The sequence below is a fragment of the Vibrio aphrogenes genome, from assembly GCF_002157735.2.
Classification (GTDB): domain Bacteria; phylum Pseudomonadota; class Gammaproteobacteria; order Enterobacterales; family Vibrionaceae; genus Vibrio; species Vibrio aphrogenes.
On record NZ_AP018689.1, the window covers coordinates 637,909 to 658,375 of the forward strand.

Consider the following 20,467-nt stretch of genomic DNA (forward strand, 5'->3'; position numbering starts at 1 on the left):
ATAAAGCCCATTCAGTTGTGTGAATGGTGACAGTTAATTTGTTAAAAAGCGAACGGTTCTTAATATGAAATCTCATGAATACGTGCAACTTAGCCATGGCGGTGGCGGCCTTGAAATGAATCAGTTCATTCATCGACTCTTTTTTGAAGCATTCAATAATCCTATTTTGTCACGTGATGAAGATGCCGCCACGTTAGAGATTAATGGGCCAATAGCCATGACCACGGACAGTTTTACCGTGTCTCCTTTGTTTTTCCAAGGCGGAAATATCGGCTCATTGGCGGTAGCGGGAACGTGTAACGATCTGGCGATGGTCGGGGCCAAACCCCAATACTTAACCTGCAGCTTCATCATTGAAGAAGGGATGGCGATCGCCGAATTAGAAACCATTGTTGCGACGATGGCCCACGAGATGGCGCGCATTTCTGTACAAGTGGTGTGTGGCGATACCAAAGTGGTGCCGAAAGGCTCGGCAGATAAAGTATTTATTAACACCACCGGTGTCGGTGAAATTCAACAATCTGGTATTTCAGCGGCCAATCTACAAGCCAATGATGTGTTATTGGTGTCGCGTGATGTCGGTTGTCATGGGGCCAGTATTTTAGCTGACCGTGAAGCGCTGCGTTTAGAGCACGCGATTCAATCAGATTGTGATCTATTGTGGCCAGCGGTAGAAGCCCTGCTGAATGAGAAGATTGATATTCATGCCATGCGAGATGCCACACGAGGTGGGATTGCGGCAGTGTTAAATGAATGGTGTCAGTGTTCTCAAGTTCAAATGCAGCTACATGAAAGTGATATTCCAGTGAGTGAATCGGTACGAGGCGTGTGTGAGCTATTTGGCTTTGAAGCGTTTGATTTAGCCAATGAAGGTACTTTCGTATTAGCGGTTCCCGCCGAGTGTGCTGAGCGTGCTTTGGCGATTTTGCAGCGTTTTCAACCTCAAGCTAGTGTGATTGGTCAGGTAGTTGAGGCGATGCCTTGTAAACCGATCTTAACCAGTCCTTGGGGCAGTCGCCGCTATTTGGATTTTCCGGTTGGCGAGTTATTGCCACGCATTTGTTAATCATGTTGTTTTAAAAGTAGGTCATCACCATGCACGAATTATCAATTAGCTTAAAAACCATTGATATGGTGGTTGCGCAAGCTCAAAAACACAAAGTGAACCAGGTGACTGGCATCGTGTTAACGGTGGGGGCTTTGTCTTGTATTGAGCATGAGTCATTGCGTACAGGGTTGGAATTTGCCGCACGTGAAACGGTGGCAGAAGGCGCCAAAATTACGATTGAAACCGTCGCGGCCACGGCGTGGTGTGCGGAATGCAATCAGAGTGTGTCGATTGCGATGCATCAAGATGCCTGTCCTATTTGCCAGGGGTATCAACTGTTAATCGAAACTGGCGAAGAATTGAAAGTAAAATATATTGAGGTAGCGTAAATGTGTAATGTATGCGGTTGCGGCGATGCAACAATTGAAGGGCATGCTCATGAAGGGCACGAGCACTCTCACCCCCATGAACACCATCACGAACACGGCCATGAGCATCCCCATTCTCACGGACATGACCACGGTCATCATCACGCTCATCATGATCATGAGCACCACGACCATGCTCATCCTCATGCCGCTTCACAACCTCAACCCCCTACGGTGATTCACCATCATTATCATCACCAAGGCGATGTGCATCATCATGTTCATTATACCGTCGCCGCGATGCCATCCCATCAAGCAGACACTCATTCTCATGGCGATTTCGCGCCACAAGGTGAACACACGGCGCACCATCATGCCGCTGCGGCCCATTCTCAGCCGCATGAGCATCAACCTCATATTGCCAATAATGGTGATTTGCATTACGGCAAAGGGGAAGCTCAAGTGCATGTGGCGGGAGTGCCTCAACGTCAATTGATTCAATTAGAGCAAGATATTTTAGGGCAAAATAATCATGTCGCAGAACATAACCGTGCTCACTTCATTGAAAATCAACACCTAGTATTGAATTTGGTGTCTAGCCCTGGTTCAGGTAAAACCACGTTTCTGACGAAAACCCTTACTCTGATCAAAGATCGCATTCATTGCGCGGTGATTGAAGGGGATCAGCAAACCAGTAATGATGCCGACCGTATTCGTGAAACCCAAGTACCTGCTATTCAAGTGAACACTGGTAAGGGCTGCCATTTAGATGCGGATATGATCCACAAGGCTTATCACGATTTGTCTTTACCGAAATCAGGGGTGCTGTTTATTGAAAATGTCGGCAACCTAGTGTGTCCTGCCAGTTTTGATTTGGGGGAAAAATGCAAAGTTGCGATCTTATCCACTACCGAAGGGGAAGATAAGCCGCTGAAATACCCTAATATGTTTGCGGCCTCTGAGCTTATGATCATCAATAAAATTGATTTATTACCGTACGTTAATTTTGATGTGGAAACATGTATTGCCAATGCTCGTAAAGTCAATCCTAACATTCAAGTCCTAAGCGTCTCAGCGACCACTGGCGAAGGGTTTGAAGCATGGTTAAGCTGGCTGGAACAAAATATCAAGTCACTGTAATCGCCAAGCAAAGGATCGAAAATGAAAACGAGTTACCGACATATCGCCACCGTTATGTTTTCTATGGCGGCGATTTTTCCGGCTGGAGCTACCACGTTTGAGCAGTTAGCTGATAAGCCTGCCAGTGAAACGCAAGTGATTGATTGTCGTTCGAGTAATATTTATAACGGCTGGGATCTGCCGGCTTACCATATTCGTGGAGGGCACTTTCCCAATGCCAGTAATATTGAGCCAAGTTGGTTAACCAGCCTGTCCTCGACTCAACAAGAGGCGTTATTTCACCTCAATCATTTGGATAAGAATAAACCGACGTATGTGTATTGCGATCAAGAGGCGCAACACACAACCGTTAGTTTATTAAAGCAAGCAGGCTTTCAACAGGTGCATGGGATAGCGCAGTCGATTCATTATTATGATGGGAAGCGTGATAGCTTAGCTAACTACCAAGATTTAGTACCGGTTTGGTGGGTGAAAAAACTGATTGATGGGGAGCAAGTGATGCATCCACCTCAAGCTAATTATAAGATTGTGGAGGTGGCTTGGGGGCCTGCCGTCAAATATTTAGTCTCGCATATTCCCGGTGCATTATACCTCAATACCAATGATATTGAGTCAGAGCCGTTATGGAATAAAGTCAGCGATAGCCAGTTGGCAAAAACCATCGCCACACTTGGTATCGATAAAGATTCTTCGGTGATCTTATACGGTCGTGACCAAAGTGCCGCCGCGCGTGCCGCCAGTATTTTGATGTATGCAGGCGTTAAGGACGTACGTTTAATTAATGGCGGTTGGCAAGCTTGGCAACAAGCAGATTACCCAACCGAGGCACTAAAAAATTCCGCGCAGCCAGTGAAGTTCGGTGCCCAAATTCCATTACATCCAGAGTTGTATATTGATGTTCCACAAGCCAAAAAGCTCCTAGCCGATCAGCTAGGAAGTTCTTTAGTTAGCATCCGCAGTTGGCCTGAATATCTTGGTGAAACCAGTGGGTATAGTTATATCAAACCAAAAGGTCGGATTAGCGGATCTAAATGGGGGCATGCTGGATCGGATGCTTATCACATGGAAGATTTTAATAACCCTGATAATACGATGATCAGCGAAAAAGTGATCACTCAATTTTGGAAGGAGTGGGGAATTCAGTCCGATCAAAACGTGTCATTTTATTGCGGGACGGGATGGCGAGCTTCAGAAGCCTTCTTCTACGCTCATGTAATGGGCTGGCAACAGATTAGTGTGTTTGATGGCGGTTGGTATGAATGGAGCGCCGAGCCGAACAACCCAGTTGAAACCGGTGAGGTACAAGCCCCGATTCAGAAGTAATCGTCACTATTTATTTTTGTAATATCCAATCCCAAAACATCTAATTAAATAAGTATCCAATCTAAAAAATGGCAGTGAGGTTCTTACCTTCACTGTCATTATTTTGCGGTTTGTTGTTTCCTCAAGACTGATAAGCGTTAGTCTGTCCAAGCTTTGAGAATGATCCGGAGCTCATCATCTCGTCGCATCCAGCCATCTTTTTCCATGCGATTGGCAAGAGGGATGATGTATTTGCGGCTTAACCCGGTGATGTCTTTCATTTCTTGAATGCTGGTGGTGTCTTTAGGCTGTTTGTCGCCGATGATGTCTTTTACCAACGTTAAATACACCTGCATATCAAAATAGATCTCAGGGGTTAACGAAGTGAGGTATTTTTGATGAGTGAGTTGTTTTAGCCACTTTTTATCCTCGCCAAGAGCGACTTTATTTAATTCCAATCCTTTAAGGCCAGCTTCTCGCGCTAGATTTAAAATGTGCTGCGCAGGGGAAGGTAAGTCATCTTCACTAGCGCCATCACCGTGATGCCATTTGCCATAATTGAGATGAACTTGCTGGTCGGTTTTTAATTTTTGCAACAAAGATTCGACGATGTTTTGCTCCAGTTTCACTTGATGAGCCAGTTCCAGCGCCGATAAGGAGTGACCTTGGTTAAGTTGTTGTAAGAGCTTCTCGCTTTGTTGGGCTTGCCAATCTGGGGCAACATAAAACTCACCGAGTGTTACACAGCCTGACAGAGGCGCATCAGGAGTTAACAACGCCGGATAGTAGCCTTGCAGAGCTAATAACATTGCGGTTTGTGCATTAGGGGTCAGCGTTTCAGGCAGTTCAGTTAAGGCTTGATATATCGCCCGTTTTTTAAATTTAGGGATCCATTCTCGCCACACGACTTGCGCTTGAAATAACAGCTGTTTGCCGCCATTTTCAATGATCATCATGCGTTGACCAAAGCTGAGCGGTAAAGCATGAGAAAGCAGTAATCGCGCTAATTGAGTATTGGGGATCGGGATAAGTTGCGCCATACCATGCCAACTGCCTGAAGCGACTTCGACTTGCTTATTGCGCTGGTGGGTGTTGGTATCATCAATGGCTTCTAAGCGTACAATGCATTGATCTTGTGAAATAAACTCACTATTAAGTGTCTGCTGAGACGCTGGCTTTCCAGAATTAGACACCGCAAGAAGTAGATCGCCTCGTGATACTTGCTTTTTAGAGAGCCCTTTTATATTGAGAGCCACACGGCAGGTTGCTTGAACTTGTTCAACTTGTTGATTGTAAGTCTGAATGGAGCGAACCGTGCCGATAATACCGCTGGGTTCACAACGGAGTTTATCGCCTAATGACAGTTGCCCTTGCGCTAAAGTGCCGGTAACAATGGTGCCGACGCCATTGACCACAAAGGCTCGGTCAACATACATAAACGGATGAGCGTCTTGAGGCTGCGGAGGCAATGAAGCTTGAACATTGGCGATTAACAAGGCTTTAAGTGCTTCAAGTTGATGCCCAGTTTGCGCGCTGACCGAGATAATATCGGGCACGATCCCTGAGATATCCATAATGGTTTCAAGAACCTCTTCTTCCCTTTGTGCCAGTTGCGATGCACTCACTTTATCTGACTTATTTAACGCAATCACTATGTGTTGAACGCCCATGGCTTTTGCCACTTTGGTGTGAGTGAGCGTCATTGGCATGCAGCCTTCATCTGCCGAGACCACAAGCAACAACACGTTAATGCACCACACGCCAGCGACCATATTACGCAAGTAACGTTCATGGCCGGGAACATCGATTACCCCAATGGTATTGCCTTGTCCGTCTTCAAAATGGGCAAACCCGAGATCTTGAGTCATTCCTAAGGTTTGCTCATGTTCCCTTGCTGTCATGATGCCAGTAAGTGCATGAATTAAGCTGGTTTTACCGTGATCGACATGGCCGGCTAACCCGATAACGGCCTGATAAGGTGAAGATGCGTGCATGGTGGTTGGCTTTCCTATTTACCGAAAACGATTAAGCTTGAAATGAGCGAATATAATGATCTAATTGCTGGACAAAAATCGCTTTATCTTGTTCTAAAATCGTAGATAAATTAACCATGAGACGATCTTTGTTGAGATAACCAATGATCGGGGTAGGCAGGTCACGTAAGCGATCAAGATGGCTTTGTGCCTTACCTGGTAATTGCAGAGCAAGACCATAACTGAGGTAGCGCTCACTGGGTAATGAGCCGCCTCCCACTTGTGCTTCTAACTGTTCGAGACGAGCAAAAGGTTGCCATTGTTGGGCTAATTGTTCCGCCCAGAATTGCGTCTCCGGAATGGCATCAATTAGGCGCTCTGCGACTCCTTTACCAGAATGTTGTTTATTGAGCTTTTTGATTAATAACGATTCCAATAAAGACAACACGATGCGGCCTGGTCGGAAAGCGCGCATCATCGGGTGTTTAGCTAACGTTTTGATTAAATGCGTGTTACCCGCAACGATGCCGGCTTGTGGACCACCGAGAATTTTATCGCCAGAAAAGCACACTAAATCTGCGCCAGCGTTTAAATAATAGCGAATGGAGTGTTCATCACTTGAATAAGATTCATCCGATAACCCCGAGCCTTGATCGACTAATAATGAGACGTGATAGGGCAAATTTTTGACTAATTGATGAATATCGGGCGCTTCGGTAAAACCTTGAATGGAGAAATTGGATTGATGCACCATTAAAATCGCGGCGGTATTTTCGGTAATCGCGTCGAGGTAGTCTTGCGCGGTGGTAATGTTGGTTGTACCCACCTCGACTAAAGTGCATCCTGACATTTTCAAAATATCGGGGATACGAAAGCCACCACCTATCTGTACTTGTTCCCCACGAGAGACGATTACTTCTTTACCTTGAGCCAAACCAATTAAGGTTAAGTAAACTGCGGCGGCATTATTATTGACGATCAAGGCATCTTCTGCCCCCACCCAGCTTTGAATTAGATCCGGCAATAACCCGTTGCGCTGACCGCGTTTTCCATCATTGAGGGTTAACTCTAAATTACAATAACCAGTATTGAGCGGCGAAACGTCTTGCCAAATGTCTGGATGAATCGGAGAGCGGCCAAGGTTGGTATGAATGGCAATCCCGGTAGCATTAATGACCGAGCGTTGACGTTGCTTTAACCGATGTTGGCAATTTTTCTCAATAGCAGCGATGACATCAATACCGTGTGTTCCTGATTGCTTAAACGCCTGGGATTCACGAATGGCTTGTAGGGTTTGACGAATTAATTGAGTGACTAATGGGCGACTTAATTGCTCAATATAAACAACTAAAGCTTGATGCTGTAGCAGTTGTTCGACTTGAGGTAAGCGGTAGCAAGGTTTTGCTGAATCAGTCGTCATAGTTTTTCCTAATCGTTTAGAAAATCGAGCCACTGATAGGCGGGTGCCTGAATAGCAAATGTGGGTGTGGCACTTTGGCGGAAGAGGCAGGAATCGAACCTACCAAAGCCTTTTCGGCTCACATCGGTTTTGAAGACCGAGAGGGCCACCAGACCCCATCTCATTCCATGCTAAGAATGCTAGGGGAGATAGATGGTGAAATCTTTGATATACATCATGTTTGCCTAGACTATCTAATTTGATCAGTGTTCGTTTCATTTTTGGAAAATGATAATGCAGCGTCGCCATTTTTTTAAGGCGGATCGTTTGATGTGTATCAAAAGCCACATTATTAGTGGGTGTATGTTTTATATTCATCCGGTCAATATGAGGAAAGGGGATTATGTCAACAGTTCGTCTAACACAATACAGCCACGGTGGTGGTTGTGGATGCAAAATCTCGCCACAAGTATTGAGTGAAATTCTAGCCACTCAAACTCAATGGGCTTCAGATCCTAACTTGCTGGTCGGTAATGAAACCAGCGATGATGCTGCGGTGTATGACATTGGCAATGGGCAATCCATTATTAGTACTACCGACTTTTTTATGCCGATTGTTGATGACCCTACTGATTTTGGACGCATTGCGGCTGCCAATGCGATCAGCGACGTCTATGCCATGGGAGGCAAACCGATTATGGCGATTGCGGTCCTTGGGTGGCCGGTCAATCAATTATCTCCTGAGATAGCACAACAAGTGATTGAAGGTGGGCGCGCCATGTGTGCGGAAGCTGGAATTTCGCTAGCAGGTGGCCACTCTATTGATACGCCGGAACCGATCTTTGGTTTGGCAGTAACGGGCATTATTCCAACCGCTCGTATTAAGCAAAATAGCTGCGCCAAAGAAGGAGATGTGATTTTTGTTACTAAGCCATTTGGGATTGGCATGTTAAGTCACGCAGAAAAGCAATCCAAACTGCTGGATGCCGATAAACATACCGCGCGTGACTGGATGTGTCGTTTAAATAAAATTGGGCAGCAGCTTTCTGAATTAGATGGTGTTCATGCCATGACGGATGTGACCGGTTTTGGATTATTAGGCCATCTGGTTGAAATGTGTGAAGGGGCTCAGGTTCATGCTCAACTGGAATTTGATCGCATTCCAATGATGGCTGATCTCGATTACTACTTTGAGCAAGGTTGTGTGCCGGGAGGAACCTTGCGTAACTTTGCCAGTTATGGACACAAAGTGGCACCGATTACTGAGAAACAAAAAGCGATCTTGTGTGACCCACAAACCTCTGGTGGATTAATGATTGCTGTTGATCCGGCGCAGGTTGCTCAAGTGAAAGCCTTACTTAAAGAGCATCAATTACAGTCAGAGGCGATAGGGCAATTTGTTTCAGCGCAAGGTGACTTTACCGTTAAGGTGAGATAACTCGCGATAAATCCCGTGATTTATTAAGGCACCATTTTATTAAAGTAACCGCTTTTTTTAAGCCAATAGCACAGGTTATTGGCTTTTCTTTGCGTGTCTAAATATTGGCGAGCCGACCTGCTGAAACAGCGAGATTATCTTAGTTAAATAACTAAATAGCCAAATAGGTAAATTATTAATTTAATAAATGACTTACCTTAATTTATGGCTATGTAAAAAATAAAGATTTCCCATATTGGGGGAGCTTGAATAAGAAAAAGGAACGAAATATGAATCGCTTTTGGCCTATGGTCATTTTACTCATTTCTATTGCGGCCATGATTTGGCTCGATGCATCGTTTGGCATGAAGTGGGCATTAATGGGGTTAGTTGGCTTAGGTTTTGGTTTTACTTTGGCGTTTAGCCGTTTTGGTATTGTCTTTGGTTGGCGTGAAATGATCACCAAACGCAATAGTTATTATGTGCGTATTCACCTCATCACTATCGCTATCGAAATCGTGTTGTTTACTGCAATACTGTCTTTTAGCCATGCTTTATTCGGCGACAAAATGGTCGGCAATATTATGGGCATTGGTATTCCCTTTTTTATCGGCGCGATTATCTTTGGTATTGGTATGCAACTGGCGGGCGTTTGTGCAACCGGAACCTTATATTGCTGCGGAGAGGCGCGACCTCGCTTTTGGCTGGTATTGATCTTTTACGGAGTGGGAACGCTGATCAGTAACCAATTCCGACCTTTTTTAGAAAGTACCTTCTCAAACCCTGTAGTGATCGCTAAAGACGTCACCGGCAGTGCTTGGCACGGGATGTTGATTAACCTGTGTTTGTTAGCAGTTCTTTTCTACTTATTTAGAAAAGCTGAATTACGTAACAACACCACCTTGAACCCGATTTTTAATAAGAAGAATCTATTTTGGCAAGATGGTCGTTTTACTGTATTAACCGGCGGGATCATTATTGCGATTCTAAACTCGAGCGTAGTCGCTTTACATGGTTCAGCTTGGACCATCACTGATGCCGTGTATGTGATGGCATTGCACAGTGCGGGTTTCTTTGGACTATTTCATAATAACCCGATGTTGGATCAACCTTTATTTCTCAATCCAATGGTTGGGATGTTTTGGTTAGGGATTCTCGGCGCAGCATTAGCCCGTAGCCTATCCCCTAAGCGAGTTCAAGCGCCCAGCCCAATTGGTCATATATTCGCATCGATTGTGGGCGGCTTATTGATGGGGATGAGCGCGATGTACAGTGCCTGTAACCTAGGCGGCATGTTCGATGGGATCGCATCCGGTAGCCTACACGGCTGGATTTGGATGCTAATGGCCTTATGCGGCAGTATCATCGGTATCCGCTTACGCCCTTTGTTTGGGTTAAGTAATCAATAAAGTCGTTATTGGTTTTTTGCTTATTCAGCAATGCAACAACCTGAGCCTCAATGGAGTGAAGAGCATATCACGACCATAAATTTAATTATGGCCGTGATATTGGAAGTGAAAGGGTTTTTAACGTAACTATTTTTATATTATTACTTATCAATCCTCTAAAGTTATCATGAGTTTTTTTGTGAACTTATAATTTAATGTGGAAATTATGATTTTAATGATTAATACGTAGTAAATTTTGGTTGATATTTGAATTGGTGGTTTTTTATAACAGTTTATGTCGTTTTGATTTTATTCTTTGATTTAATAAGGTTTTATTGTGAGATGTGAATGGTGGATGTTAATATATGGAAAATAAATTCAACAATTCTAACCTTAAACAAATAAAAACAATATGATAAAATTAAATAAACAAAAAATTAATATTTACAACATTGCCAATAAGTATCCTATAATAAAAAAATATGCTCAGATTATTTTTTTGTTTTCGATTATTGTAGTTTTATCCAAGTTTACATTAAGAGCGACTGGAGATTCTAGTCCGGAATTTTTTAATGTATTAATATTTTCGTTAATAATAAGTTTTTTTATGAATTCAAAGAAAACTTATTATTTTATAATGTTGCCGATATCTGTAGTTATTTCATTGTATGGCCCTGTTGGATTTACATATGGATTACCTTCATATCAATATTTAGTGTCTCTTATCGCTACCGATACACAAGAAAGTTTGGAGTTTTTATCTCTGATACCTTATAAATCATATTTATATTCAGTTTTAATACCTTTTTCATTCTATGTGATACATTTATTATCATATAGAATGAAAATCAACCCAGTTAAAAATAGAACTTATATTTTTATTTCCTTGATAATGTTAAGTTTATCATCGGAAGCCTTTCTTTTTATAAAAAAAGCTCAAGCTGCTATAGATAAAGTAATGCTTGAAATGAATGAGTTTTCTAAATATACAAAAAGAAATGATTGGGGGGATGTATACCAAACAGATAAAACAAAATATGATGACTATATTCTTATTGTTGGAGAGAGTGCTAGGAGGGATTATTTCCACGTTTATGGATATCCTATAGAGAATACTCCTTTCCTCGATTCAACTAATGGCACTATAGTTAATGGCTTAAATGCTGGTGGAACGTATACGATAGGTTCTTTGAGATTGATGTTAACTCAAGGAAATAAAGGTAAGTGGCAACCCAACTATAACCTAAATATTATGGGGATGCTTAATAATGCTGGATTTGAGACTTATTGGTTATCAAATCAAGGCTTATTTGGTCGCTTTGATACACCTATATCTTCAATTGCTAATAAAGCTAAATATTCATATTTTACAAAATCAGGGGCATATAATTCAAAAAATATTCCAGATTCTTTATTATTGAAAAATTTACAAAGTATTGTATCAAAAGAAAGTAATGAGAAGAGATTTATTGTATTGCATACAATGGGCTCTCATCCAAATGCATGTGATCGAATAGATGATTTTAAAAATCAATATAAATCAAAAAGTAAAATAAATAATTATATAGCATGTTATGTTTCAAGCATAAAACAAACAGATGATTTCATAAAATCCACTTATGAAATGATGTTGAATAATGATAATGGAAGAACATTTTCAATTATGTATATTTCAGATCATGGAATGGTTCATCGTGAAGTAAATGGTGAGATACAACTTAATAATAATTATGTTAGTAAATATCATTATGATATACCTTTAGTAAAAATATCATCTGATGATAATGAAAGAAAGGTATTAGAATCAAGAAAATCAGGTCTAATGTTTGTTAATGGGGTAGCTGATTGGATGGGAGTTGAAGGTGATTTAATAGAGCCTTATGATTTATTTGATGGTGTGTCTAATAAACAAGATTATGGTTTAAGTAAAAAAGCATATAAAGTAGATGATCCTGCGATAGATATTACAAGTGATTTAATGTGATCATTAAAAATCCTCAAATTAGATTATTCTTGGTTTTTTTGATAAAGGTCTGATACTTTCAACATGTATGGGTTATTTGTTGCTAGAGGGGCGTTGTATTTACGATAAGCCATTCTTTGATTGAAACCCTTGTTGAGATAGCCTGTGCAAAACTAAGTATTAGGTTATGAATGGTATTGATCTAACTATCAATGTAAATGTTAAAGCTATCTTAAGTATCCAGGCACAAAAAAAGACGTCCTAGGACGTCTTTAAATGTTGAATTGGTGGAGCTGGCGAGCGTACCATATGAGAAAAGATTAGCTATTTCTTGCTGTAAGTGATTGTATGTTAATGATAAATGTTATCTTGTATATTCATAAAGTATCACAATGGTGTGCCATGAAAAAGGTGTTTTTAGGTTGTTTAAACACCTTTATAGCGTAGTGTAGCTCCACCTTTTTATTTTTCGGACAACGGTTCAGTTTCTTGAACACAATTAGTATCGAAGTTTTATTTTTTGTAAACACCAAACATTACTCGAACTACACTTGATAATGAGCGATATTTAGTCGAAAGAGTAGGATTAGAATACACTTTCAGATTAAAGTCAGTTTCGTCTTCGTTTATAACCCATTGGATTTTTAGTGGCATACCGAGAGGGAAAATATTATCTTTAACATAATTTATAGCGTCAGCTTTATATTTTTCATTGTTTTCTGGATCATCACAATTAGGAGAGTAATTAAATCGACCAGCAGGAGTTGGATCACACATATAAGCTTGGTTCAGTTTCAAAAAGTAAGGATCGTTCGTTGATTTTGCAAATTTAATCCCATCGGCAATAAAACTACTGGCAACAGAGTTATTGTTTAAATCCCATGTATTAGATAAATGTTCGTCAAACTTGTCTTTTAAACTTGATGATACCACACCATTAAATTCAACGATATTTTCTCCATCAGTGGACTTAAAAGATGTCCATTTTACATTATCAAAATAGGTATCGAGTGCTTGGCCTATTGTCATTGATTTATATGTGTTGTTTGTAGAATACTTTTCAAAAAATCCATTCTTTACAATATCGACATTACTTCCTCCACAACCACTTAATACACTGATAAATACAATGCTGATGATAGCTTTAAAAATCTTCATTTTACCACCTTATATTTCAAATTTTAAATATTAGTCTTGCTTTTTAATCGTTTTTCAATTTCATCACTTAACTTATGAAATTGGTTAGGCGTTATACTTACCATTGTTCGTCTGAAATTTACACTATCGTCAGTCATATTTTTAAAGTCTCTGGCTGATATTGCTTTAAATCCTACTTTGAAGTGTTTTAATGATTTGGAATATTTATCATCTTTCACTCCATAATATTGACTTTTTACTAAATCACCACAAACTTCTCCACACGCAATTACACCGACCCCACTCTGATATAAAAAAACATAATCTCCTTTAGATAGGTTTTGGATATACTCCTTCCACCCAGAGCAAAAAGCGGAGGCTTCTTTGTTTTTTATCATACTAAAATGGTCTTCAGGATTGTTATTATAGTTTGTATTGAGCATAAAATACTTTGGATGAGATAAGTCTGAATTTACCTCATTTCCTGCTGGGAATGTTATATCATAATGTAGGCTGTTTTCTTCTAAAATTAGATTTGTTTCTTTAATCCCTGCTTTTATATATTCGATAATCAAAAAACTTTTAGATTTTTCTAATGTTAATGATAACTCATCAAGTTGATTATTTAACGAGACAGGGAGACGAAATGAATTGGGAACAGTTGTTATATCGTCGATCTGATCTAAAATCGCTGAGCTAATTGATTCTTTAAATATGTTTTTCATAAAAACCACTGTATGCATATGTCGTAATCATTTTGATTACAAAAACTGTAATGCGGTTATCTTGTGATGTCAATGCCTTAAACGATGGGTGTTATTTTTTGAAGAACTCGTTGTAGGTTTTAGATGCAAGACAAGCCTATTGTCATCACATCAGTATCGATAATGCCAACCGGGCATTGTATCGATTTTATGTAATACCTGCGTCCATTTAAACTAATTCTTGATGAGTTGATTTATTCCCTAACGGTCGATTTATTGATCAAAAAAACGACCGTTAGGGAGTAAAACACAAATGAAATGACGAGTTTTAATCTGCATCAGCTACTATAAATAATAAGTTTAGTATCCTTGGATACTACTTTTTATTTTATAGTAGATAGAGGCTTGTCTTGCATTAGAAACCGATATGTAGTTCTTCGACTAATTTCGATGCAAAACTTGCCGATATGATTTGTTTTTAAATGAGAAAATGAACTATTACAATAAAAAAATCACCATCAGATTATGACGATGATTGATTTTTTATTAGTGATTTTTTAGTAAAAAGAACGCACATTCACTTTACTAAAAATTAATGATATTGGTTGTTGATATCTGATCCGATAGACCAAACGCTTGTGCAAAATCGTTAACATCAACGGTAGGTTTTTGTGCGAAACTTCTATCCTTAATTGGGTTAGGAATTGAGCCACTAAATTGATACTCACCTTCGATATAACTATAAAACCCTACACTATCAGTATCGACAATCATTTTGGTCTTACAGCGTCTTTCAAGTTGCTTTATCGGCTCACCATTTGCGTTAGGGATCTTACTAAAAAAGTCAGGTAGGTCCTCAATCGTAGTGATAATCAAAAGCTTACACTCACCCATATATTTGTTGTAATAGCGAGCATTGACCATCGATGAAGTATGATTATCCAGTAATTTTAATAGGTCGCTTAATCCCATCACATCAGGTCTAAAATCATCTAAAATAATACAATCTTGCCCCATATAATTATCCATCGGGTTTTTACCACCATCGCTCACATAAATGCTATGTCCTTTCTTTTCAGCATATTCTCTTGCTAATGTTGTTTTGCCACTCCCTGAGCCTCCACTAATATATATAACGTCCATATTTCTTCCTTTCTCGTTTAGTTGTAAAAATGTTTGTCGGTATTGCAATGCCTTGTTGATGTCTGCGCTATATTTCACGAACTCTAATTCAGTAATATTAGTTGGCTTGTATAAGTCCAACATCTTCCAATGCCCCTGTGAAACATTGTTTAAAATCTCGTCCTTTCGAGCAGACCCACCTCTATTGCTAACTTTGAAGTTGTCCTTTTCTTCGGAATAATCAAAGTTAGAAATAACGTCACTATCATCATATTGATGTTTCTCAGGGTGGTTTGAATGAGTTAAATATCGCAGAGCAGAAACCCACTTTGATTTGATTTTGTTGATATTATTCTCTTTGACATTGAACCAATTTGCTATGCAATGCAGTCTTACGGGAGATTTGAATTTCATCATCAAATGTATGTGTGGGGCTTTCAAGTCTCCTTCGCTATAGCTTGTGCCATCGGCTTTTTTACCACTTTGATCATAAGTATCTTTATCGTGAATGATAAAAGCATACTCAGTCACGCTTTTACCGTTTTTTGTTAAATCCGTGAGTTTTTGTTTTACTTGTTCTAAATCGATATATTCAAGATTGGTGACCAGTTCACATTGCCTTAATTTTATTTCTTTTTTCTCGCTCATTCATTCCTCCATAATTACCCAGACTACGGACTACGCACTTTTTCAATGTAGTCAGGTTTTTCCTTATTTTTTAAAAATCTAATGTAGTCTGCGAATTAGTTTTTGCTTATTTATAGCGTTTTTCCTTTCCACCTGACTACGAAACCTAATGTAGTCTGTGAAGTCTTTTTTTTGCCATTTGTAGACATTTTTTTCTTACTGACTACAAAGCAACACTGGGGATAGACAAGCCCATATCCCCAGTGTTTTAAAGGCTTCAAGCTTTATTGACTACAGACTACACTCTTATATTTGTAGTCAACCATAAATAATGATGTTGTCAAATTGAGCAAAGGAATGATTATTGAAATAATAAGGGGGTAGGTTGATGGGAGTAGAGGAAATATAAAAGCAAGGCGGAGCAAAAGCTCCGCATTCTGTTAGGTTTATAGGTTTGAACTTAACTATCTAAAATATCCTTGAAAATGCCTGTTAGCACTTTGTTAGATTTGATTGTCTTGTCTGTATTAATCACTTTTTTATTCACTTTTGCTAATGTGCCACTGGGATGGAATTCTTTCCATAATTTAAAACGATTAATTTTATTTAATACACAATCAGGTAAAGGTTGATATTTGTCTATATGCGCTTTTTTAAGGGTGATTTTATAGCTTTTACCATATCGACCAAGTGTTTCACTATCGACCTCGTGACCAAGTAGCTCGGCGGTCATTACTGGATTTTCTTCCGCTTGCTTGCGTTCATCAGCAAATGTATGACGGAAAGAATAAAATGATTTTCCTTCTGCTTTTACACCGATGGTTTCAAGAAAATAAGCAAAGCGTTTTGCAGGATTATGGCCATAGCCATCACGACCTTTTACTATGTCTGGAAACAATAAATTTGTCTTTAAAGTTCCGTGTTCATATAGCCATTTTAAGTGGCTGACATAATCTAAAAATCCTAACTTGATGAGACTTTTATGGATTGGAACTTGCCTAATACCATTGATCGTTTTGATTTGTTTATCTTCGTCTTCATTGAAATCAAATAGCCAAACTCTATCCTTGGTGTAAATATCGTTAAGGCGTAGCTGTGCCAGTTCACCAAGCCTTGCACCACTGTATAATCCTAATAACGGCAACCAATACTTATAAGTGCGATCAAATCCATCTTTGGTATAAGGGGGAGAGTTAAAGATTTTTTTCAAATCATCATCATCAAAACGGTCTCGTTGCAGGGCATTTTTCTTGCGTTGAACTTTATTTCGGATCTTCATACCGTCAAAAATGTTCTTATCAATGTATTTTTTTCGTTCAGCAAACAGAAAAACACTGCTTAATTTTTCTATATTTTTATTTACATTGGTGATCGTCATTGGTTCAAATGTTCCAACCATAGCGAGCAAATCAGCAATTGCTTTGCCTTTGAATTGATTTAACTTATTACGATTAGCAGGGAGTTTCACCATCACATCAATAAAGTATCGCGCATCGTCATAACTTAATTGGTCGATAAATTTATCACCGCATATATCTAAAAAGTTTTGATAAATGGCTTTATTAGCTGTGTGTGTTTTGGGGCTTTTCCATTCAGGCGAAACCTCTATGTAATATTTTTCAAAAATTTCTGATGTTCGTAGCATAGTTTTAGGCACTATGACTGGTTTTGAAAAGGCTTCAAAATCTGACGCATTCACACTTTCACCTTTCTCTAACATTAGAAGAAGGTTAGCAAAGTTTTTATGATCTTCGGCATTTTCTAAAGTAATACCTGTTAATAAAATGTCTTCTTGATCTTCGAGTAATAGATCGGGGTCAAAATCATTATCAACCAGGTTTAAAACAGTATTACCGACAGCTAAACGATGCTCTTGTGAAGTTTTTTTTATTTGATCAGGAGTGGAAAGTGGTGGTTTAATTTTCTTTCTACTTACTTTTAATTGAGCGATTTTGGTCTCTTTGAATGTAGAACTATTGCTATTAGTGTAATTAATTTTGGGCTTTAATTTTATTTCAGAGATATAGGGACTGGCATCAATAAGTGTTGGGGAAGACAGGAGATCGATAATCGCTACAAAGTGATTGATCTTATCAACACTGCTTAAATCTATATCAGAAAGAGAAAGGGGACTTAATGCTTCAAAACGAGTGAAAGCCTTTTTAATACGGTCTTTTCGCTCTAATAATAAGAAGAGTTGTTGTGTGTATTGCTGATCGTTGATTGCTTCTTTTGCTCGTTGTTTTAAAAGAAGCTGATCTTGTTCCATAGGGGGAAGTTCGGCAAATGCCATTAGTGTCCTTTCTCGCATTTCTACACTCTTTATCAGATCATCGAATAAAAAGTCGAACATCACTTTTTGATGTCGGGCGATCTTTAACGCCTTACTTTTATCCTTTGTTTTAAGGCTTATCTTGATCTCTGTTTTGAGATTAGGGATAAGGATGGCGATATATTGAGGTATTTTTAGACGAAAGTAAAAAATGCCAAACTGATTTTTGATCAAAAAGTTGTTTTTCATAAGTGTACTACCTTGGTGTATCACCTACTTAAAAACGCATATTTCTCTTGTTTGCTCAACATTTGGTCAAAAAAAAGACCTATAAATCTTTGATTTATAAGTCTTTTCTCTTTTGAAGTGGTGGGCTGGCGTAAGTTGAATTGATTTTATATTACTTTGATTTTTAATGGTATTTTCTGGTTTAATTTTTATTTTGGTTACCAAGTTGGTTACTACATGGTTTCGTGACATCAAATGAATAGATATCATTAAAAATTTTTAAGGAGTTATTGTAACAATTACTTGCTTGGTTATGTGGTAGCCCTGCAAGGGACTACAAATTTTGTTGTCAGGGGCTGTATGATGTCTCTTGGAGGCAGCATACGAGAGCTACATGGAAAACCAAGCATATTGGTGACTATAGGTTGAGGATAACTCAGATATAATCGTTAATCAGTTTTGTAATGAAATCACTTTTATTCATCCCTAGTTCTTCAGTGATTCTTTCTAGATTATTTCTAGTTTCCTTATCCAGAAGAAAGTTACATTGCTTTTTACCTTTCTTTTTATCTCTTTCTCTTTTTTGTTTTTGTAACCAATTAGTTCTCATTTTTGAATATAAGCTTTTTTGAGTACCTATACTTTCATGAAGAGAATCAAAGAATGCAATGGAATATAAATAATAGTCTAGTTCACCTGTTAAAGAGTATAGTTCTAAATTTTTTTCGTAGTTATATTCATCTTTTATTTTTTCTATATAGTCATAACACCAATTAATTTGTTCTTTGTTTTTTTTATTTAACCAGTTAAAGTTGAAGTGTCTTATATGTTTTAATCCATTGTTAATATTTGTTTCTATTGATTCTCTTACGAATTTATTATTATCTTCCGTGCCATAATGATAATCGTAATTAGATGCTATTAATCTGTATTGATAGTTTTGATTGAAAAATATTGCGGATGGTTTGTTTTCTAATCCTCTTTCGTATTGATGTGACTGTATGGTGAGAATTAATTTATCTTGATTAAATGTTTTATTAAATACGTAATTGCATAGCCTTATGTTTTTTCTTTGTTTTAATTCTGATAGGTGAGGCGTATTTGTTATTGAATTTAGTATATTTTTTTCAATATGAATAAAGTTTAAGTTTTTATTTGATAGGACGCTTATTAAATTTTCCTTTTGAATATTGAAATTATAAAATGGACCTTGGTCCATGGATGTTAATTCTCTAAATCCTAACCCGTATTTATTTATTAATATCCAGCAAATAATATTTAGTGTTCTATCATCTTTTATGTTTTTTATATATTCAATGCTTAGTTCCATTACCTATCCCCCTAAATTCAAGTAGTGTTTATTTTATATGATGACTACGTTGGTTTCAAGTTTGTTTTTGGTTTGTTTTTGGTTTGTTTTTAATTTTTTATTCGTTGGTTTTTTATTAATTTTATGGTTTTTAATTAAGGTTTATATCTACGTTTAGTTGGGTTTTATACGGTTTAACTTCAGATTAGTTTTTTTGTATTCGTGTTTTATGGTTTGTGGGGTGAGCATCTATCGAGCTGGCGGTAATGGTTAGTATTACAAACAAGTAATAGCAATAATCTAAAGTTAAATTACAAACACATTAAGTCTCTATAGGGTTAACTTGACTATAGGAACTTAATCAATGAAAGAATACAAAGCAGTTCTACATGAATCTGATATCAATGGTATGCCTTATGAAATACTTCCAATGATGATTCAGTACTCAGTGAGTGAAAAATATTTAAATAGAATATGTTCAACTTTAGATATGGCTTTGGGATGTTATTCAAGAATATTTTGTGTAAGAGTGGATTTAAGGCTGCCAACTGATTTTGAATGTTATCAGTTGAATGATTGTATGAAACGATTTATTGCTTCATTAGATGCCCAAATAAAAAGTTACAGTGTTAGAAAACTGAATCAAGGTATTCGGGTAAGGGATAATAAAATTCGATATGTATGGTCAAGAGAAAGGAATGATTCTGAAAAAGATCACTTTCATTTAGTATTGGTTTTTAATAATGATGTATTTCGAAGTATAGGTAATTTGAATGATTTAAATGAAGAGCATCTGTGTTCTAAGATTATTAATGCTTGGGTAAGTGCTCTAGGAGTTAAGCTGGATGATTTTAATGGTTATTTATCCGTTAAGAAATTGGTTCATTTTCCTGAGAATTGCACCTATGTAATAAAAAGAGATGATATACGCTCTTATCAAAAAGCATTCTATCGATTTTCTTATTTAGCTAAAATGGAAACCAAAGTAATGGATCATGGCGTTCGTTCATTTGGGGCGAGTAAAAAATAAAAAGGTTAATAATTATAGCCCCCGTAATGGGGGCTTTCTT

General features: G+C 38.3%; 15 protein-coding genes and 1 tRNA gene. 8 read left to right on the top strand and 8 right to left on the bottom strand.

Going from position 1 to position 20,467, the window contains the following annotated elements; all coding sequences use genetic code 11:
* Positions 1-64 precede the first annotated feature (64 nt).
* From hypE to VCA1004_RS02985, 4 genes are read left to right on the top strand one after another with little or no spacing between them, the layout of a single operon-like run.
* Complete coding sequence (gene hypE, locus VCA1004_RS02970; RefSeq protein ID WP_086982385.1) at positions 65-1,066, top strand: hydrogenase expression/formation protein HypE; 1,002 nt, start codon at positions 65-67, stop codon at positions 1,064-1,066.
* A 29-nt stretch (positions 1,067-1,095) separates the two neighbouring features.
* Positions 1,096-1,437 carry a hydrogenase maturation nickel metallochaperone HypA gene (gene hypA, locus VCA1004_RS02975; RefSeq protein WP_086982387.1) on the top strand — a complete coding sequence of 114 codons (342 nt, stop codon included), beginning with the start codon at positions 1,096-1,098 and terminating at the stop codon, positions 1,435-1,437.
* Complete coding sequence (gene hypB / locus VCA1004_RS02980; protein ID WP_086982389.1) at positions 1,438-2,556, top strand: hydrogenase nickel incorporation protein HypB; 1,119 nt, start codon at positions 1,438-1,440, stop codon at positions 2,554-2,556. It abuts the gene before it with no gap.
* A gap of 21 nt (positions 2,557-2,577) precedes the next feature.
* Complete coding sequence (locus tag VCA1004_RS02985; RefSeq protein WP_086982392.1) at positions 2,578-3,879, top strand: sulfurtransferase; 1,302 nt, start codon at positions 2,578-2,580, stop codon at positions 3,877-3,879.
* 137 nt (positions 3,880-4,016) lie between these two features.
* Here VCA1004_RS02985 and selB read toward each other — a convergent pair whose 3' ends face one another.
* The 3 genes from selB to VCA1004_RS15160 all read right to left on the bottom strand — a co-directional run bounded on the left by selB (position 4,017) and on the right by VCA1004_RS15160 (position 7,418).
* Entirely contained in the window at positions 4,017-5,852 is a 1,836-nt protein-coding gene (selB, locus tag VCA1004_RS02990; RefSeq protein ID WP_086982394.1) for a selenocysteine-specific translation elongation factor, read from the bottom strand.
* A gap of 31 nt (positions 5,853-5,883) precedes the next feature.
* Positions 5,884-7,251: an L-seryl-tRNA(Sec) selenium transferase gene (gene selA / locus VCA1004_RS02995; RefSeq protein ID WP_086982396.1), complete on the bottom strand. Its 1,368-nt coding sequence runs from the start codon at positions 7,249-7,251 to the stop codon at positions 5,884-5,886.
* Between the two features lie 75 nt (positions 7,252-7,326).
* Positions 7,327-7,418: transfer RNA gene (locus tag VCA1004_RS15160), tRNA-Sec, on the bottom strand.
* A 212-nt stretch (positions 7,419-7,630) separates the two neighbouring features.
* Between VCA1004_RS15160 and selD the strand changes: the two genes are divergently transcribed.
* The 3 genes from selD (at position 7,631) to VCA1004_RS03010 (ending at position 12,019) form a co-directional block, all read left to right on the top strand.
* On the top strand, positions 7,631-8,668 hold the full coding sequence (selD, locus tag VCA1004_RS03000) for a selenide, water dikinase SelD (protein WP_269461545.1): 1,038 nt from the start codon (positions 7,631-7,633) through the stop codon (positions 8,666-8,668).
* Between the two features lie 269 nt (positions 8,669-8,937).
* On the top strand, positions 8,938-10,056 hold the full coding sequence (locus VCA1004_RS03005) for a YeeE/YedE family protein (RefSeq protein ID WP_197715830.1): 1,119 nt from the start codon (positions 8,938-8,940) through the stop codon (positions 10,054-10,056).
* A gap of 391 nt (positions 10,057-10,447) precedes the next feature.
* The gene (locus VCA1004_RS03010) at positions 10,448-12,019 is read left to right on the top strand and encodes a phosphoethanolamine transferase (protein WP_086982402.1); all 1,572 of its coding nucleotides are present in this window, start codon (positions 10,448-10,450) and stop codon (positions 12,017-12,019) included.
* Positions 12,020-12,511: 492 nt separating this feature from the next.
* On the opposite strand, the gene VCA1004_RS03015 is transcribed toward VCA1004_RS03010, so the two are convergent.
* From VCA1004_RS03015 to VCA1004_RS03035, 5 genes are all read right to left on the bottom strand, one after another.
* Positions 12,512-13,156, bottom strand: coding sequence for a hypothetical protein (locus VCA1004_RS03015; RefSeq protein WP_086982404.1), 645 nt, complete (start codon positions 13,154-13,156; stop codon positions 12,512-12,514).
* 23 nt (positions 13,157-13,179) lie between these two features.
* Positions 13,180-13,860 (bottom strand): ribbon-helix-helix domain-containing protein, encoded by a 681-nt coding sequence (locus tag VCA1004_RS03020; RefSeq protein ID WP_086984618.1) that lies wholly within the window; start codon positions 13,858-13,860, stop codon positions 13,180-13,182.
* A gap of 564 nt (positions 13,861-14,424) precedes the next feature.
* Complete coding sequence (locus VCA1004_RS03025; protein WP_086982405.1) at positions 14,425-15,609, bottom strand: Rep family protein; 1,185 nt, start codon at positions 15,607-15,609, stop codon at positions 14,425-14,427.
* Positions 15,610-16,048: 439 nt separating this feature from the next.
* Entirely contained in the window at positions 16,049-18,109 is a 2,061-nt protein-coding gene (locus VCA1004_RS03030) for a site-specific integrase (RefSeq protein ID WP_086982407.1), read from the bottom strand.
* A 415-nt stretch (positions 18,110-18,524) separates the two neighbouring features.
* Positions 18,525-19,418: a hypothetical protein gene (locus tag VCA1004_RS03035; protein ID WP_086982409.1), complete on the bottom strand. Its 894-nt coding sequence runs from the start codon at positions 19,416-19,418 to the stop codon at positions 18,525-18,527.
* Positions 19,419-19,761: 343 nt separating this feature from the next.
* On the opposite strand from VCA1004_RS03035, the gene VCA1004_RS03040 reads away from it, so the two are divergent.
* On the top strand, positions 19,762-20,427 hold the full coding sequence (locus tag VCA1004_RS03040; protein WP_086982411.1) for an inovirus Gp2 family protein: 666 nt from the start codon (positions 19,762-19,764) through the stop codon (positions 20,425-20,427).
* Positions 20,428-20,467 lie beyond the last annotated feature (40 nt).

Coding starts and splice junctions, on each gene's coding strand:
- hypE (WP_086982385.1), top strand. CDS start 65: ATGAAATCTCATGAATACGTGCAACTTAGCCATGGCGGTGGCGGCCTT.
- hypA (WP_086982387.1), top strand. CDS start 1,096: ATGCACGAATTATCAATTAGCTTAAAAACCATTGATATGGTGGTTGCG.
- hypB (WP_086982389.1), top strand. CDS start 1,438: ATGTGTAATGTATGCGGTTGCGGCGATGCAACAATTGAAGGGCATGCT.
- VCA1004_RS02985 (WP_086982392.1), top strand. CDS start 2,578: ATGAAAACGAGTTACCGACATATCGCCACCGTTATGTTTTCTATGGCG.
- selB (WP_086982394.1), bottom strand. CDS start 5,852: ATGCACGCATCTTCACCTTATCAGGCCGTTATCGGGTTAGCCGGCCAT.
- selA (WP_086982396.1), bottom strand. CDS start 7,251: ATGACGACTGATTCAGCAAAACCTTGCTACCGCTTACCTCAAGTCGAA.
- VCA1004_RS03005 (WP_197715830.1), top strand. CDS start 8,938: ATGAATCGCTTTTGGCCTATGGTCATTTTACTCATTTCTATTGCGGCC.
- VCA1004_RS03010 (WP_086982402.1), top strand. CDS start 10,448: ATGATAAAATTAAATAAACAAAAAATTAATATTTACAACATTGCCAAT.
- VCA1004_RS03015 (WP_086982404.1), bottom strand. CDS start 13,156: ATGAAGATTTTTAAAGCTATCATCAGCATTGTATTTATCAGTGTATTA.
- VCA1004_RS03020 (WP_086984618.1), bottom strand. CDS start 13,860: ATGAAAAACATATTTAAAGAATCAATTAGCTCAGCGATTTTAGATCAG.
- VCA1004_RS03025 (WP_086982405.1), bottom strand. CDS start 15,609: ATGAGCGAGAAAAAAGAAATAAAATTAAGGCAATGTGAACTGGTCACC.
- VCA1004_RS03030 (WP_086982407.1), bottom strand. CDS start 18,109: ATGAAAAACAACTTTTTGATCAAAAATCAGTTTGGCATTTTTTACTTT.
- VCA1004_RS03035 (WP_086982409.1), bottom strand. CDS start 19,418: ATGGAACTAAGCATTGAATATATAAAAAACATAAAAGATGATAGAACA.
- VCA1004_RS03040 (WP_086982411.1), top strand. CDS start 19,762: ATGAAAGAATACAAAGCAGTTCTACATGAATCTGATATCAATGGTATG.